The organism is Pseudonocardia sp. HH130630-07 (assembly GCF_001698125.1).
Classification (GTDB): Bacteria; Actinomycetota; Actinomycetes; order Mycobacteriales; family Pseudonocardiaceae; genus Pseudonocardia.
The window spans coordinates 1,104,771-1,119,453 of record NZ_CP013854.1 but is presented as its reverse complement, the minus strand read 5'-3'; the positions used below and the strand labels follow the sequence as shown (position 1 = coordinate 1,119,453).

The 14,683-nt window shown below is 75.5% G+C and carries 11 protein-coding genes; 5 read left to right on the top strand and 6 right to left on the bottom strand.

Annotated features, from left to right (window positions below):
• Nucleotides 1-15: 15 nt before the first annotated feature.
• The 3 genes from AFB00_RS05350 to AFB00_RS05340 all read right to left on the bottom strand — a co-directional run bounded on the left by AFB00_RS05350 (nt 16) and on the right by AFB00_RS05340 (nt 3,300).
• On the bottom strand, nt 16-246 hold the full coding sequence (locus AFB00_RS05350; RefSeq protein ID WP_068796294.1) for a hypothetical protein: 231 nt from the start codon (nt 244-246) through the stop codon (nt 16-18).
• Nucleotides 243-1,610: a MinD/ParA family ATP-binding protein gene (locus tag AFB00_RS05345; RefSeq protein ID WP_068796293.1), complete on the bottom strand. Its 1,368-nt coding sequence runs from the start codon at nt 1,608-1,610 to the stop codon at nt 243-245. Before AFB00_RS05345 ends, AFB00_RS05350 begins: the two co-directional genes overlap by 4 nt.
• A 454-nt stretch (nt 1,611-2,064) precedes the next feature.
• The gene (locus AFB00_RS05340; RefSeq protein WP_068796292.1) at nt 2,065-3,300 is read right to left on the bottom strand and encodes an FAD-dependent oxidoreductase; all 1,236 of its coding nucleotides are present in this window, start codon (nt 3,298-3,300) and stop codon (nt 2,065-2,067) included.
• A gap of 88 nt (nt 3,301-3,388) precedes the next feature.
• Between AFB00_RS05340 and AFB00_RS05335 the strand changes: the two genes are divergently transcribed.
• The 4 genes from AFB00_RS05335 (at nt 3,389) to AFB00_RS05320 (ending at nt 8,719) form a co-directional block, all read left to right on the top strand.
• A complete protein-coding gene (locus AFB00_RS05335) occupies nt 3,389-4,462 on the top strand; it encodes a helix-turn-helix transcriptional regulator (protein WP_068796291.1) in 1,074 nt (357 codons plus the stop codon).
• Between the two features lie 6 nt (nt 4,463-4,468).
• Nucleotides 4,469-5,284 carry an LLM class flavin-dependent oxidoreductase gene (locus AFB00_RS05330; RefSeq protein ID WP_068800031.1) on the top strand — a complete coding sequence of 272 codons (816 nt, stop codon included), beginning with the start codon at nt 4,469-4,471 and terminating at the stop codon, nt 5,282-5,284.
• A gap of 175 nt (nt 5,285-5,459) precedes the next feature.
• Nucleotides 5,460-6,401, top strand: coding sequence for a hypothetical protein (locus AFB00_RS05325; protein WP_068796290.1), 942 nt, complete (start codon nt 5,460-5,462; stop codon nt 6,399-6,401).
• Complete coding sequence (locus tag AFB00_RS05320) at nt 6,398-8,719, top strand: heavy metal translocating P-type ATPase (RefSeq protein WP_068796289.1); 2,322 nt, start codon at nt 6,398-6,400, stop codon at nt 8,717-8,719. Before AFB00_RS05325 ends, AFB00_RS05320 begins: the two co-directional genes overlap by 4 nt.
• A gap of 65 nt (nt 8,720-8,784) precedes the next feature.
• Here the strand turns inward: AFB00_RS05320 and AFB00_RS05315 are convergent, their stop codons facing one another.
• A complete protein-coding gene (locus AFB00_RS05315; protein WP_231974230.1) occupies nt 8,785-9,894 on the bottom strand; it encodes a hypothetical protein in 1,110 nt (369 codons plus the stop codon).
• A 248-nt stretch (nt 9,895-10,142) separates the two neighbouring features.
• Complete coding sequence (locus AFB00_RS05310) at nt 10,143-12,065, bottom strand: S9 family peptidase (protein WP_068796288.1); 1,923 nt, start codon at nt 12,063-12,065, stop codon at nt 10,143-10,145.
• Between the two features lie 316 nt (nt 12,066-12,381).
• On the opposite strand from AFB00_RS05310, the gene AFB00_RS05305 reads away from it, so the two are divergent.
• Nucleotides 12,382-13,458 carry a hypothetical protein gene (locus AFB00_RS05305; protein ID WP_068796287.1) on the top strand — a complete coding sequence of 359 codons (1,077 nt, stop codon included), beginning with the start codon at nt 12,382-12,384 and terminating at the stop codon, nt 13,456-13,458.
• Here AFB00_RS05305 and AFB00_RS05300 read toward each other — a convergent pair.
• On the bottom strand, nt 13,396-14,652 hold the full coding sequence (locus AFB00_RS05300; protein ID WP_068796286.1) for a cytochrome P450: 1,257 nt from the start codon (nt 14,650-14,652) through the stop codon (nt 13,396-13,398). The two genes, AFB00_RS05305 and AFB00_RS05300, sit on opposite strands and share 63 nt — an antisense overlap.
• Nucleotides 14,653-14,683: the final 31 nt, after the last annotated feature.

Below are 14,683 nucleotides of genomic sequence, written 5' to 3'. Positions count from 1 at the left end.
TGAGCAGGCTGGTACTCACGATGATGGCGGTGGAACCTGCTCGATGCCCACCCCCGGTAGGGGGTCCATCTCCGGAGTGGTCGTGAGAACCGAGGCGATCAGCGCCAGCACCACGACCACCAGCAGGGTCATCAGGATCCCGCGCCGGGCGGTGCGGGCGCCACCACCGGTGCCGCGCCCGGGCCGGGTGCGCGGTGCGGCGCCCCGTTTCGCCGGGCGGGCCGGCCCGCGACGGCGGCGGCTCATCCGGCCAGCTCCCCGGCGCCGCGGGTGCCCACGGTCGTCACGATCGAGGCGGCCAGCTCCAGGAACCGGGTCCGGGTGCGGTCCTGCAGCCGGTCGTAGGCGATCGGCCCGCCGGAGCGCAGGTGCGGGTCGTCGGGGAGGGTCAGCACGGACCGGGCGTGGTGCTCGAAGTGTGACCGGACGCGCCCCGGCGAGACGTCCGGGGCGTGCCGGTCGGCGGTGAGCACGACGTGTGCGGCGCGGGCCTGGGTGGAGAACCCCTCGGCGGTCAGCCAGCGCACGGTCGCCGCGGCCCGGCTGGCGTCGTCGATGGCGAAGGAGCCGACCACGACGACGACGTCGGCGGCGTCGACGACGGCCCGTGCGGCGCCGTGGCGCACCGCGGGCCCGCAGTCGGCGATGACGACGTCGAAGAACCGGGACAGGTGCGCGTCGACGCGGTGGTACTGGTCGGTGTCGAAGGCCGATCCGACCTCGGAGTCGGTGGTGGCCCCGACGACGGTGAGCCGCCCGGCCAGCCCGGACAGCGAGACGAGTTCGGCGAGGGTCTCCACCCGCTCGCGCCCGGCGAGCTGCTCGCGGGCACCGGCGCCGCCGGGTGCGAGGCGGTCGGCGAGGGTGCCGGGATCGGGGGAGACGTCGACGGCGGCGATCCTGTCGCCGCGGTGCTCGGACAGGGTGAGCCCGAGGCCCGCGGCCACGGTGGTCTTGCCCACCCCGCCCTTGAGCGACATCACCGCGACCCGGACCGGGCCGGTCAGCGGCGCGGCGACCTCGTCGAGCAGCGCGGTGTGGTGGCGCTCGGCCTCCAGCTGACGTTCCTTCTGCAGCCAGTCCCCGGGTGCCCGCGACGGCGGCGGGGTCCAGGACCGCGACCGCGGCGCCGACGGTCGCTTCACCAGGTTGTCGTGGTTGAGCTCCGGGCTGGTGCGGTCGGCCCGTTCCCCGGTCGTGGCGCTGCCGGTGCGGGTCCCGGCCGCACCGGTGGGATCGGTCGCGGCGCCCGGTCGCACCGGCCCGCGGACGCCGATCCGGCCGCCGGAGGGCTCGCGACGCCCACCCCCGCGCTCGGTCCCGGGATTCGCCCGGCCCGGCTCGGTGGTGACCCGAGCAGGCTCGGTGGTGGCGCGGCCCGGTTCGGTGCTGCGGCCCGGTTCGGTGGTGGCGCGGCCCGGTTCGGCGACGCGGCCCCGTTCGGTGCTGCGGCCCGGTTCGGTGCCGCGCCCGCGGGCGTGCTCGGCCCGCATCCGCCGGGCGTCGCGGCGGTGGGCCGCCGAGCAGTAGAGCCGGGCCGGCCGGTCGGCGAGCTGCTCGATCGACGTGCTGCACCCGGGAAGTGCGCAGGTCCGTGTCCGGATCTCCATGTAGTCCGCTTCCTCTGCTGCGACGGCCGCGCCGGGACCGTGCCCCGCCGAGCACGCGACCGTCCGGATGCGCCGCTCAGGCGGCGTGGCTCGGATACGGCCGGGAGCGGCCCCGCCCCGGTGGCCCGGGTCGGGGGACGAGCTCTGCCTGACGGTGCACGACGCGCACGACCCCCTCCGACCACGGCGCCGCCGCCGCCCCGGCGGTGGAACGCCTTCCCCCTGGTCTCCCGACCCGCCCGCCCGGTGGACCGGTGGCGAGCAGACCCAAATATACAGTCGCTGCATTAGTGCAGCAAGTGTTCTTCGGGTGCGTCCGGGAAGCCCCCGCCCGTCCGGACGTCGCAGAATGTACCGATCCGGGCGGTGCGTCTCCGCACGTTTCGATACATGCCGTAGTGACCGGCGTTCCCCCGTCGGGACCAGTCGCCGGCGACCGGGCGCAGCGCCGGTGTCACCCGTTCCGGGTGGCGCCGGGTCGCCCGTTCGCCGCAGGCCGCGGCCCGTCGGTGGACAGGATCCGGTGGACCGTGGCCATGCCCCTGGCCACGACCTCGGCACCCCGCGGGCGCAGGTCGTCCTCGAAGCGGCGCACGGCCTCGGTGAGGGTGCTGGTACCGGCGGCGACGAGATCGAGCTGCGCGGTCAGCGCGGCGGCGTCACGGATCGCCGCCCCGGCGCCCATCCCGGCGGTGGGCGGGGTCGCGTGCACGGCGTCGCCGAGCGCGGTGACCGGGCCGGGTGCCCAGGGTGCGAGATCGGCCGCGCGGGTGGCGGCGGCGTGGAACCGGAACGCGGCGACGGTCGCCGGGTCGGCCCGGGCGACCACCTCCAGGGTGTGCCCGGCCCAGCCGCGCTCGCGGAAGCCGTGCACCAGCGCGTCCTGCAGGTCGGCACCGTGCAGCCCGCGCAGGGCACCGGACGCGGTGGACTCTCCGAACATCGCGCCCCAGATGTGGGTGGGGCCGGTGGTCACCGACATCCGCAGCCGGGCGGCGTCCGGACCGTCGAGGGCGGCGTTGCCGACCGGGTCGAGGAACCCGACGTAGAGCGCCGCGCCGCGGGGCCCGACGGTCAGCCCCGACCGGCGGCCGAGCCGGGCCCGTTCCGCCGGGCCCAGGTCCTCGAACCGGGTGCGGCCGCAGAACCCGACGATGCCGGCCGGGGCGTTCGTCGGGCCGCCCGCCAGGTGCCGGGCGACGACCGAGTGCGTGCCGTCGGCCCCGACGACCAGGTCGGCCGGCAGCGGCGCGCCGTCGTCGAACAGCACCCGCGGCCGGTCGCCGTCCCGGCCGTGCTCGACGCCGGACACCCGCCGGCCCAGCTGCAGGTCGTCACCGACGGCCTCGGCCAGCAGCGTGCGCAGGGTGATCCGGTCGACGTCGACGCCCCGGTCGTCCGACAGGTCGGGGCCGTGGCCGAGCAGCCGGCCGTCGGGGTCCCAGAACGCGTCGCGCTCGCGCCGGCGCAACGCCGATCCCGAGGCCAGCAACCGGCGCAGGACCGCCGGGTCCACCAGCTCGGCCAGCGCCGACTGCGCCGCCCCGTCCAGGGTGATGTGGTACCCGCCGGTCGCCGTCACGTCGACGTCGCGGTCGAGCACCGTCACCGCACGGCCCCGGCGGCGCAGTCCCGCCCCGAGCGCGAGCCCACCGATCCCGCCACCGACCACCACGACGTGCATGTCCATCGTTCCTCTCCCACTGCCGGACCGGACGAGGCCACCGTGGCACCGGTGGCGGACACCGGATGTCCGCCATCGGCGGGAGGATGGGCCGGTGGCGAACACCTCGCGGCGCGCGTTGCAGCTGCTGTCCCTGCTCGGGTCCCGGCGGGAGCGGTCGGCGCCGATCACGCTGTCCGAGCTCGCCGAGCGGCTCGGGACCGGCACCCGCACCGTGCGGCGCGACGTCGAGACCCTGCGCGGGCTCGGGTACTCGATCCGCACGGTGCACGGTCCCGGCGGCGGCTACCGGCTCGGCGCCGGGAACACGCTGCCGCCGCTGCTGTTCGACCACGACCAGGCCCTCGCCGTCGCCGTGGCGTTGCAGACCGCGCCCAGCACGACGTTCGGGCTGGGCGACGACGCCGCCCGCGCACTGGCCACGATGCACCAGGTCATGCCGGCCGCGCTGCGGGCGGACATGGAGTCGCTGCACCTGACCCGGCTGCGGAACCACTGGGAGTTCCCGGCGCCGCCGATCGACCCGGCCGCGCTCGGCGCCGCCGGGTCCGCGGTGCGCGGGCGCCGGGTGCTGGTCGCGGAGACCCTGCGTCCCGACGGCTCCCGTCCCGCGCCCGGTGACGACGACTTCGCCCCGCCCCGGCGGATCGAGCCGCACCATCTCGTCGTCTGGGCCGGGCGCTGGTACCTGGTCTCCCGCGAACCCGCCCCCGGCCGTCCCGGCGACGCGTGGCGGGTGCACCGGGTCGACCGGCTGCTGCTGCGGCCCACGACCGAACGGTTCACCGCCCGCGAGCTGTCCGGCGGCGACCTCGCCGACCTGGTGATGGGCAGCCCCGACCGCGGGGACACCCCGGCCTCCTGGCAGTGCACCGGAAGCGCCCGGCTCGCCCTGCCCGCGCACGTCGTGGCCCGCTGGGCGCCGGGCGGGTCGGTCGTCGAGCACGTCGGCGCCGGTCACTGCCGGCTCACCCTCGGTGCCTGGTCCTGGGCCGGGATCGCCGGGATCCTCGCGACCTTCGACACCGGGCTCACCGAGGTCCGGCCGGCCGAGCTCGTCCGGGCCTGCCACCGCCTCGCCGGGCGATGGGCGGATATCGCCCTCGACGACGGCACCGGGCCGGTGGTGGGATCGGACCGGCGAGCACAGGGCCGAGGACAGGGGTGAGTGGCGATGCGCGCGTTCCGGTTCGGGGTGGTGGCTGCGGCCCAGGAGGGCGGCGCCCGGTGGCGGGAGACCGCCCGCCGGGCGGAGGAGCTCGGGTACTCGACGTTGCTGTCCCCGGACAACCTGCATCTGCCGACGCCGACGGCCGCGCTGGCGACGGCCGCGGCGGTCACCACCCGGCTGCGGGTCGGCTCGTTCGTGCTGGCCTCCCCGCTGCGGACGCCGCGCGCGACGGCCTGGGAGGCGCACAGCCTCTCGACCGTCACCGAGGGCCGGTTCGAGCTCGGCATCGGCACCGGGATCCCGGCCATGCGCGAGCAGGCCGCCGAGCTCGGGCTGCCCTACGGCACCGGCCGGGAGCGGCTCGACGCGGTCGCCGAGGCCATCGACCACCTGCGCCGGCTCGACGGCGACGACACCCGCACCCCGGTGCTGCTCGCCGCGGGCGGACCGCGGGCGCGGCGGCTCGCCGGGGCCAGGGCCGACATCGTGACGCTCGCCGAGGACGTGCTGGCCCCCCGCGAGCAGGTCGCCGCGCACGCCGAGGAGGTCCGGGCGGCGGCCGGCGGCCGGGACGTCGAGCTGTCCATGAACGTCTTCGTGGTCGGCGAGCAGGTCCCGCCGTGGATCCAGGGGTTCATCGGTGCCGACGCGGCGACCCTCGCCGAGCACGACTCGCTGACGATGCTGCGCGGCGGGGTGGACGACATGGCCGCGGAACTCGAACGCCGCCGCACCGAGCTGGGCGTCTCCTACGTCACCGTGAACAGCGCGTTCGTCGAGGAGTTCGCCCCGGTCGCGGCGCGGCTGTCCGGGACCTGACCCCGGCCGCACCCGGTCGGCCCGGTGCCGGAACGGGCACGATGTCCGCCCTCGATACTGCTACCCCCTAGGGGTATGGTGACGGGGCAGTCGTCTCCACCCGGACCGGGTCACGGGCGTGCGCTCCGGCGCCGCCGACGTCCACCCGCTCCGGGTCCGACCGGAGGAAACAACCATGAACACCGTCGCGAGACTCTCCGTCTTCGCCGCCGGCGTCCTGCTGCTGGGGGCCGGTGCCTTCGCGGTCGGGACGGTCGTCGACGCCGGCCCGGCCCCGGCCGTCGCGAACGCCGGCGGGCCGGCCCCGGGCCCGGCTCCCGCCACGGCGGACGCCCGGTCCGCGGGGCTCTCCTCGACCGCGTCCGGCTACACCCTGCTCCCGCTCACCCCGCGGCTGCCCGCGGACCGGCCGGCCGGGCTGGCCTTCCGGGTGACCGGACCGGACGGGCGCACCGTGACCGGGTTCGACGTCGCGCGGGAGAAGCGGATGCACCTGGTCGTCGTCCGCCGTGACACCGCCGGCTACCAGCACCTGTCCCCGGTGATGGAGCCCGACGGGACCTGGCGTGCCCCGACGACCCCGGCCGGTGGCGGCTCCTACCGGGTGATCGCCGACTTCGTGCCCACCGGCGGCCCACCGACCGTCCTCGGGGCCGACGTCTCCGTCGCCGGCGGGTTCAGCCCGGTCGCCCCGCTGCCGTCGCGCGTCGGTACCGCACCCGGGGGCTACGAGGTGCGGCTCGACGGCGACCTGGTCCCCGGGCGGTACGCCGAGGTCGCGCTCACCGTCGCCCGCGACGGCCGTCCCGTCACCGACCTGCAGCCCCATCTCGGCGCCTACGGCGATCTCGTCGCCCTGCGCGACGGCGACCTCGGCTACCTGCGTGCGCACGCGCAGGGCGGGCCCGGGGACGGCGTCACCCCGGCCGGGCCGCGGATGATCTTCCACGCCGAGGTCCCCACGGCCGGGGCCTACCGGCTGTTCCTGGACTTCCGGCACGCCGGTGCGGTCCACACCGTCCAGTTCACCGTCCCGGTGAGCGGACCGGCCGGCACACAGCCGGGCGGCCCGGCACCGGACGCCGGCCACGTCGAGGACGAGGGGACCCACCGATGAGCGCGCCGTCCGTGCCCCCGGCGCCCGCGGCCACGCCGGAGCGCCACGAGGTCGAGCTCGCCGTCGGCGGGATGACCTGCGCGTCCTGCGCGAACCGCATCGAGCGCAAGCTCAACCGGATCGACGGCGTCACCGCGGTCGTCAACTACGCCACCGAGCGGGCCAGCGTGTCCGCGCCCGCCGGGACCGGCACCGCCGAGCTCGTCGCGGCGATCGAGGCCGCCGGCTACACCGCCACCGCACCGGCCACCGGCCCGCGCGCCGGCGACACCGGCGGCGAAGGGGAGGAGGAGGGTGCCGGCACCGACGATCCGGTCCTGCAGGACCTGCGGCACCGCCTGCTGGTCGCCGCGCTCCTGTCGGTCCCGATCGTCGCCATGGCGATGGTCCCGGCGCTGCAGTTCGAGTACTGGCAGTGGGCCTCGCTGACCCTCGCCGTGCCGGTCTGGGCCTCGGCCGGCGCGGTCTTCCACCGGGCGGCCTGGGTCAACCTGCGCCACGGCGCGGCGACGATGGACACGCTGATCTCGCTGGGCACCACCGCGGCGATGGCCTGGTCGGTCTACGCCCTGTTCCTCGGCACCGCGGGCACGCCCGGGATGGTCCACCCGTTCAGCCTGACGATCGCCCCCGGCGACGGCGCCGGGAACATCTACCTCGAGGTCGTCGCCGCCGTCACCACGTTCGTCCTGGCCGGCCGCTACATCGAGCTGCGCTCGCGCCGCCGGGCCGGGGCCGCGCTGCGCGCGTTGCTCGAACTCGGCGCCAAGCACGTGAACGTGCTGCGCGAGGGCGTCGAGCACCGGATCCCGGTCGCCGAGCTCGCCGTCGACGACGAGTTCGTCGTCCGCCCGGGGGAGAAGGTCGCCACCGACGGCCGGGTCGTCGCCGGGCACTCGACCCTGGACGTCTCGCTGCTCACCGGCGAGTCCACCCCGGTCGAGGTCACCGTGGGCGACACCGTCGCCGGTGCCACGCTCAACGCTGGTGGCCGGCTCGTCGTGCGGGCCACCCGGGTCGGTGCCGACACCCAGCTCGCCCAGATGGCGCGCCTGGTCGAACGGGCCCAGACCGGCAAGGCCGCGGTCCAGCGCCTCGCCGACCGGGTGTCGGCGGTGTTCGTGCCCGTCGTGATCGCCCTCGCCGCGATCACCCTCGGGTTCTGGCTCGGCACCGGGGCGGGGGCCGCCGCCGCGTTCACCGCGGCGGTCGCCGTCCTGATCATCGCCTGCCCGTGCGCGCTCGGCCTGGCGACGCCGACGGCGCTGCTGGTCGGCACCGGGCGCGGCGCCCGGCTCGGCATCCTCATCAAGGGCCCGCAGGTCCTGGAGTCGACCCGGGCGATCGACACGGTCGTGCTGGACAAGACCGGCACCGTCACCACCGGCGTCATGACGCTGGTCGGCGTGCACACCGGCGGCGAGCCGGGCGACCCCGGTGACGACACGGCCGAGCGGACCGCGCTGCGCCTGGCCGGAGCCCTCGAACACGCCTCCGAGCATCCGGTCGCCGCCGCGATCGCCGCCGGTGCCGCCGCCCGCGTCGGCGACCTCCCGGCCGTCGAGGACTTCACCAACCACGAGGGTCTCGGCGTGCAGGGGATCGTCGAGGGGCGGGCCGTGCTCGTCGGGCGGCCCCGGCTGCTCGAACAGTGGGCGACCCCGCTGACCGGCGAGCTCGCCACGGTCGCCGGGACCGAGGCCGCGGCCGGGCGCACCGTCGTCGCCGTCGCCTGGGACGGGAGGGCCCGGGCGGTGCTCGTCGTCGCCGACACGGTCAAGGACACCTCCGCCGAGGCGATCGCACGGTTCCGCGAGCTCGGGCTGACCCCGGTGCTGCTGACCGGGGACAACGAGGCGGTGGCCGGGTCGGTCGCCGCCCAGGTCGGGATCGACGCCGACCGCGTCGTCGCCGACGTCCTGCCCGCCGGGAAGCTGGACGTGATCGCCCGGCTGCAGGAGCAGGGCCGGGTCGTGGCGATGGTGGGCGACGGCGTCAACGACGCTGCGGCGCTGGCCCGGGCCGACCTCGGGCTGGCCATGGGCACCGGCACCGACGTCGCCATCGAGGCCTCCGACATCACCCTGGTCCGCGGGGACCTGCGGGCCGCGGCCGACGCGATCGCACTGGCCCGCCGCACCCTGGGCACGATCAGGGGCAACCTGTTCTGGGCCTTCGCCTACAACACCGCGGCGCTGCCGCTGGCGGCGATGGGACTGCTGAACCCGATGCTCGCGGGGGCGGCGATGGCGTTCAGCTCGGTGTTCGTGGTCGGCAACAGCCTGCGGCTGCGGCGGTTCCGCGGGCACGCGGGCTGACCGGGTCCCGGCCCCGCCACCTCCGGGCGGGGCCGGCGCCGGACGCTCACGGCTCCGGCCCGTGCTCACCCGATCCCGCGAGCGTCGCCTCGATCGGTGAGCGCCGGCCGGAGCGGAGCGGATCGGCGCCGCAGGTGCCGGGCCAGCGCGACCAGCAGGGCGATCTCGGCGGCGATGACCACCGCGCCGACGATCGCGGCGGTGACCGAGCCGAGCATCATGAACGCGGTGTGGGACACGAGGATCCCGCCGAACAGCCAGACCCGGTTGCGGTCGTCCCAGTTGGTGGCCCGCCGCCAGCGCGCCACGAGCCAGGCGAACGGGACCGCGGTCATCGCGGCCGCGACCAGCCGGAAGAAGGGCGACATCGCCTCGCCGAACAGCAGGTCCGGGCCCAGGCCCAGGGGCAGCAGCGTGGTCAGGAACGCCATGGTCAGGTAGAAGGAGACGAACCCGACCACCAGGTGGTGCGGGGCCCGCCCCTTACGGGGGCCCTCCGGGCGACGGCGGCGGGGCAGTACTCCGAGCGCGACGACGGCGAGCACGACGATGGCGACTCCGAAGGCGACGGTCGCGCCGGTGGGTGTGCTGTAGCCGGGGTCCTCGCTGGCGGAGATGACGTAGCGCAGCCCGAGCACGCCGAGGACGGCGAGTGCCCCGGTGCCGATCAGCCCGCCGGTGCCGAGGTAGGGCCGCTCCTTCAGCTCGGGGAACAGCATCCCGGTCAGGGCGATCGGGACGAGCACGCTGAGCACGACGTGGACGCCGATCTGGCTCTCCCAGTAGGTCCAGTTGATGCCGAGGCCGCGCAGGCCCCAGTCGGCGGCGCCGTACATGTCGGGGCTGGTGAGGGCCTGCAGGCCGAGCCCGTCCTCGGCGAGCTGGTAGGCCAGCCCGAGCAGCACCAGGCTCGGCCAGCCGGCGCCGGCGCGTACGGCGGCCTCGCGGACGAGCAGGACCCCGGCGCCGTACATGACCATGAGCAGCGGCAGCAGCACCCAGGTGAACGGGACCGCGACGGCGGTGAAGGTCAGCTCCGCGCACACCGGTGCCAGCACGGCCAGCGTCCAGGCGGCGCGGATGCGCCGCCAGTCGCGTTCGCGTCCGGCCGGGACCGGTCCCGGCACGACCCGGTCGAACCGGGCGGTGGCGGCCGGGGCCGGCGGATCCGGCACGGACGGGCGCGGCGGCGTCGGGTTCCGGTTCACCTGCGGCCCCCCGTCCGGAGCGGGACGCTCGCGGCCGGGGCGGTGCGGCTCGTCATGGGGCCTCCTGCGGTAGCGCGGTCTCGCCGCGGGCTCCGACCCGTGTCGGTACGGCGTATCGTTCGCAAGGAACACCGTATCGACGGGAAGACCGCAGCTCTACCGCTCAGGAGGAAGAAGCGAACTAGGTCAAAAAGGAAAGCTGACTAGTACGGTTCTCACTCCTCGTGCACCCGGCCGCCGAGGTGCCGGCCGAGGAACCGCTCCGCGGAACGGAACATCGTCAGCAGGTTCTCCGGGTTGACGATGAAGTGGCCCTCGTCGTCGAACAGCAGGTACTCGACGTCCACGTCGCGTTCCCGCAGCGCCGCCACGATCCGGTCGGACTCGCTGCGCACCACCCGGGTGTCGTTCGCGCCCTGCACGACCATCAGCGGGGTGCGGATCTCCTCGACCCGGGTGATCGGCGAGCGGGCGAGCAGGTCGGCGGCCTGGGCCGGGTCGTCGGGGTCCCCGGCGTAGCGGAACCAGTTCATCCGCAGGCCGGGCCGGGCGAACTCGGGCAGGCTGCGCATGAACGTGGTCAGGTCCGAGATCCCGACGTACTCGACGGCGGCGGCGAACCGGTCCGGGGTGAACGTGACGCCGACCAGCGTCGCGTAGCCGCCGTAGGACCCACCGAAGATCCCGACCCGCTCGGGGTCGGCGTAGCCCTGCTCCACGGCCCAGTCGACGGCGTCGATCAGGTCGTCGTGCATGGCGCCGGCGAGCTCGCCGATGCCGGCCTGCATGTGTGCCTTGCCGAAGCCGGTCGAGCCGCGGAAGTTGACCTGCAGCACCGCGTAGCCGCGGTTGGCCCAGACCTGCACGGACCGGTCACCGGCCCAGGCGTCCCGGGTCCACGGGCCGCCGTGCACCAGCAGCACCAGCGGCAGCCGCGACGGCTCCACCCCGACCGGCAGCGTCAGGTACGACGGCAGCGGCCGGCCGTCCCGCGCGGTCACGGTCACCGGGGTGACCGGGGCCATCGCCGCGGGATCGAGGTGTCCGTGCGGCCGGAACAGCAGCCGGGACTCGCCGGTGGAGTGGTCGTGGAGCCAGGTGACGCCCGGGTCCCGGTCGTGGGTGAAGGAGACCACCCAGCGACGGCCGTCGCGGTCGGAGGAGACCGTGGCCAGGTCGCCGTCGGACAGCGCCTCCAGGTGCGGCAGGACCTCGGCGAAGTGCGGGTCGAGCGGATGGATCACCTGCCGCTCGCCGAGGTAGCGGACCCCGAGCAGCTCGCCGGTGTGCCGGTGCCGGATCAGCGGTGAGGGGAGGCCGCTGAAGACCAGGCCACGCACGTCCAGGTCGTGGACGGGGTGGCTGTCGATCTCGGTCTCCTCCCCGGTCCGCAGGTCGAGCCGGGCCAGCCGGGTGCGGTCGGTGCCGCGGTTGGAGCCGATCCACAGGCCGGACCCGTCCGGCGTGACCTCGAACGGGTAGACGCCGATCGGGTAGTCGTCGCCGTCGAAGGTCGTGATCGGGTGCGAACCGGAGCCGTCGACGCGCAGCAGCTCGATGTCACCGTCGGCGGTGTAGCGCTCGGCGAGCATCGTTGCGCCGTCGACGTGGTGCCAGCCCTTGACGTCGGACACGTCGCCGGTGCCGCCGGTGCCGCCGGTGCTGTCCTCGGCCGGCGTGAGCAGGGTCAGCTCGCCGGTCGCGACGGTCAGCTCGTGCAGCTCGACGGCGGCCGAGACGCGGCCGGTGAGCTGCAGCAGCGCGACGCCCGGCCGGGCCGGCGGGAGGACGACGTCGAGCACCCGGGCGCCCGGGAACGGGGTCAGGTCGACGGCGTCCGCGTCGGGGGAGTCGAGGTCGATCCGGTACAGGTGCCAGTTCTCGTCGCCGCCGTCGTCCTGCAGGTAGAGCATCCAGCGCGGGTCGTGGGTCCAGCGGTAGTCCTGGACGGTCCGGACCTCGTCGGCGGTGACGCAGCGCGGCTCGGTGTCGCCGTCGAGATCGGCGATCCAGACGTTGAGCCGGTTCTTCCACGGCGCGAGGTAGGCGAGCCGGGTGCCGTCCGGTGAGATCGAGGCCCCGGTGCGCTCGGGCGGACGCAGGAAGTCCTCGACGGCGATCGTGGCGGGGCGGGTCATGGTGATCTCCCTCGGGAATCGGTTGTCGGTCGGTCCGCGGCCCAGTAGAGGGTGTGCCGCAACGGCATGCTCAAGCCGTGGTGACCCCGGTCATGCGTGCGTCCCGCGGGCGGTGCGGCCGATCGATGGGCGAATCGTGAGGGATCACCCTCGGTGCGACGTTCGCGACCCCGTCACGGGCCCCGTTCGTGGCGCGCGACCCGACATGGTGACGGAGAGTGTCGACCTCGGAGCGGCACCGCCACGACGGAGGGACGCGCCGGATGCGGCCGACCGAACCAGTGACGAGCGGCCCGGACGCCGGGAGGCACGACCGGTGACGACGCGCGACGACGAGGTGCCCGGGCTCCGGCTCTGCACCGGCCCGGACGACCCCCGGCTGCACGACGTCGACACCGAGTTCCGGGAGCTGGTCGCCGCGTTCTCCGCGGTGACCGCGTCCGGACGGGAGACCCGCCGCAGGCTGTTCCACGGCCGGGCCGCGGTGCTGCGGGGCACCCTGCGGTTCGTCGACGCGCCCGGGGTGCCCGTCCACCCGTTCCTCGCCGCGGGCCGCAGCCACCCGGTGCTCGCCCGCTACAGCAGCGGCATGTCCCCCGACGATCTCGTCCCCGGCGTCCGCGGGGTCTCGCTGCGCTGGCTGGACCCCGAGGACCCCACGGAACCGGGCCGGTCCCCGTTCGCGCTGACGCTCAACACCGGGCCCCGGCTGTTCGTCCGCGACCCGGCGGCGTTCGTGGCCTTCGCGCTCACCGACGCGACGGGCCGCGCCGAGCTCGTCCGCACCCTGCCCGACGACACGGCCGCGCTGCTGTGGGAACAGGTCCGTGACGGCGCGCTCGGGCTGGACCGGCACCACTACCACTCCCAGGTGCCCCGGGTCCTCGTCGACGCGACCGGGCGCCCCTGGCTCGTGCGCTACCGGCTGGTCCCCGGTGCGGACGTGCCGGACACCGCGCACCCGGAGCCCGGGGGGCGGCCGTTGCCACCGGCCGGGCTGGAGCGCGATCCCGCCGATCCCCGCCCGCCGACGGCGTTGCGCGACGACCTGAGCCGGCGGGCGGAGCAGGGCGGGGTGCGGGCGCTGCTGCAGCTCCAGCTCCACCCGCTGGGTGCCGACGCGGACGCGAACCTGGCCGCGGTCGTCCCGACCCGGTCCTGGCCGGAGCCGGAGTACCCGTTCCGCACCGTCGGCGAGCTGGTGCTGGACGAGGTGGTCGACGAGGCCGTCGCGGAGCCTGCGCTCTTCGACCCGGCGGTGGCCCCCGAGGGCCTCGGGATCACGCTGGGCCGTTCACCGCGGGAGCCGGCTGCGGTCCACCACGCCCGGTCACTGATCTACCGGGCCGCGCACGCCGTCCGGACCGAGCACCTGGTGCCAGGTCACGGGTAGCGAGTGCACGCCGTAGAGCCGCATGTTCGTCCGCAGCGGCACCTCGGCGACGTCGACGGCGAGCCGCAGGTCCGGGAACCGCCGGAACAGTCCGGTGAACCCGGCGCGCATCTCGGTCCGGGCCAGTTGCTGGCCGAGGCACTGGTGCACGCCGTGCCCGAAGGACAGCTGGCCGCGGGCGTTGCGGCGGATGTCGAGGGTGTCCGGGTCGGTGAAGCGCAGCGGGTCGCGGTTGGCCGCCAGCAGGGACACGACGACGGTGGACCCGGCGGGGATCGTCTCCCCGCCGAGGTCGACGTCCTCGGTCGTGTAGCGGTAGAAGAGGTCGGCGATGGACAGGTAGCGCAGCAGCTCCTCGACGGCCCCGGGCATCAGCTCCGGGTCCGCGCGCAGGTCGGCCAGCTGGTCCGGGTGCTCGAGCAGGGCGAGCGTGCCGAGCCCCAGCATGTTGGCGGTCGTCTCGTGCCCGGCGAGCAGCAGCAGGAACGCGACGCCGGTCAGCTCCTCGATCTCGAGGTCGTCCTGGCGGGCGAGGTCGGACAGGATGTCGTCGGCCGGGTCGGCGCGCTTGCGGGTGACGAGCTCGCGCAGGTAGCCGGTGAGCGCCAGGTAGGACTCGATCTTCTCCTCGACCGTCAGGCCGGTGTCGAGGAAGCGCGCGGAGTGGGTCTGGAAGTGGTCCCGGTCGTCGTAGGGGACGCCGAGCAGCGCGCAGATGACCAGCGACGGCACCGGCAGGGCGAACTCGCCGACCAGGTCGACCGGCGGGACGAGCCGGGCCATCGCGTCCAGCCGGTCCTCGACGACGGCGTCGATCTGCTCGGTGAGCAGCCGCATCCGCCGCACGGTGAAGGCCCCGGTGAGCCGGCGCCGCAGCCGGGTGTGGTCCGGCGGGTCCATCGCGATGAACAGGCCGGGGACCTGCGGGGACGGTTCGGTGGCGACCGGCATCCCGGGGATCTCGATGGCCTCGTGCAGGGGGCCGATGTCCAGCCGCGAGCTGAACCGCCGGTCGGCCAGCAGCGAGCGGACGGCCTCGTGGCCGGTGACGACCCAGCCCTCGTGGCCGTCGGGGAACACGAGCGGGCTGACCGGTCGCGTCTCCCGCAGCCGGGTGATCGCCCGCGGCGGGTCGAACGGCCCGGCGTCGCGGTCGGTGGGCAGGCCGCGCAGATCGGTGGACGGGTGGCGCATCGGACGCTCCTGTGTGGTGGGACGGCGGTGG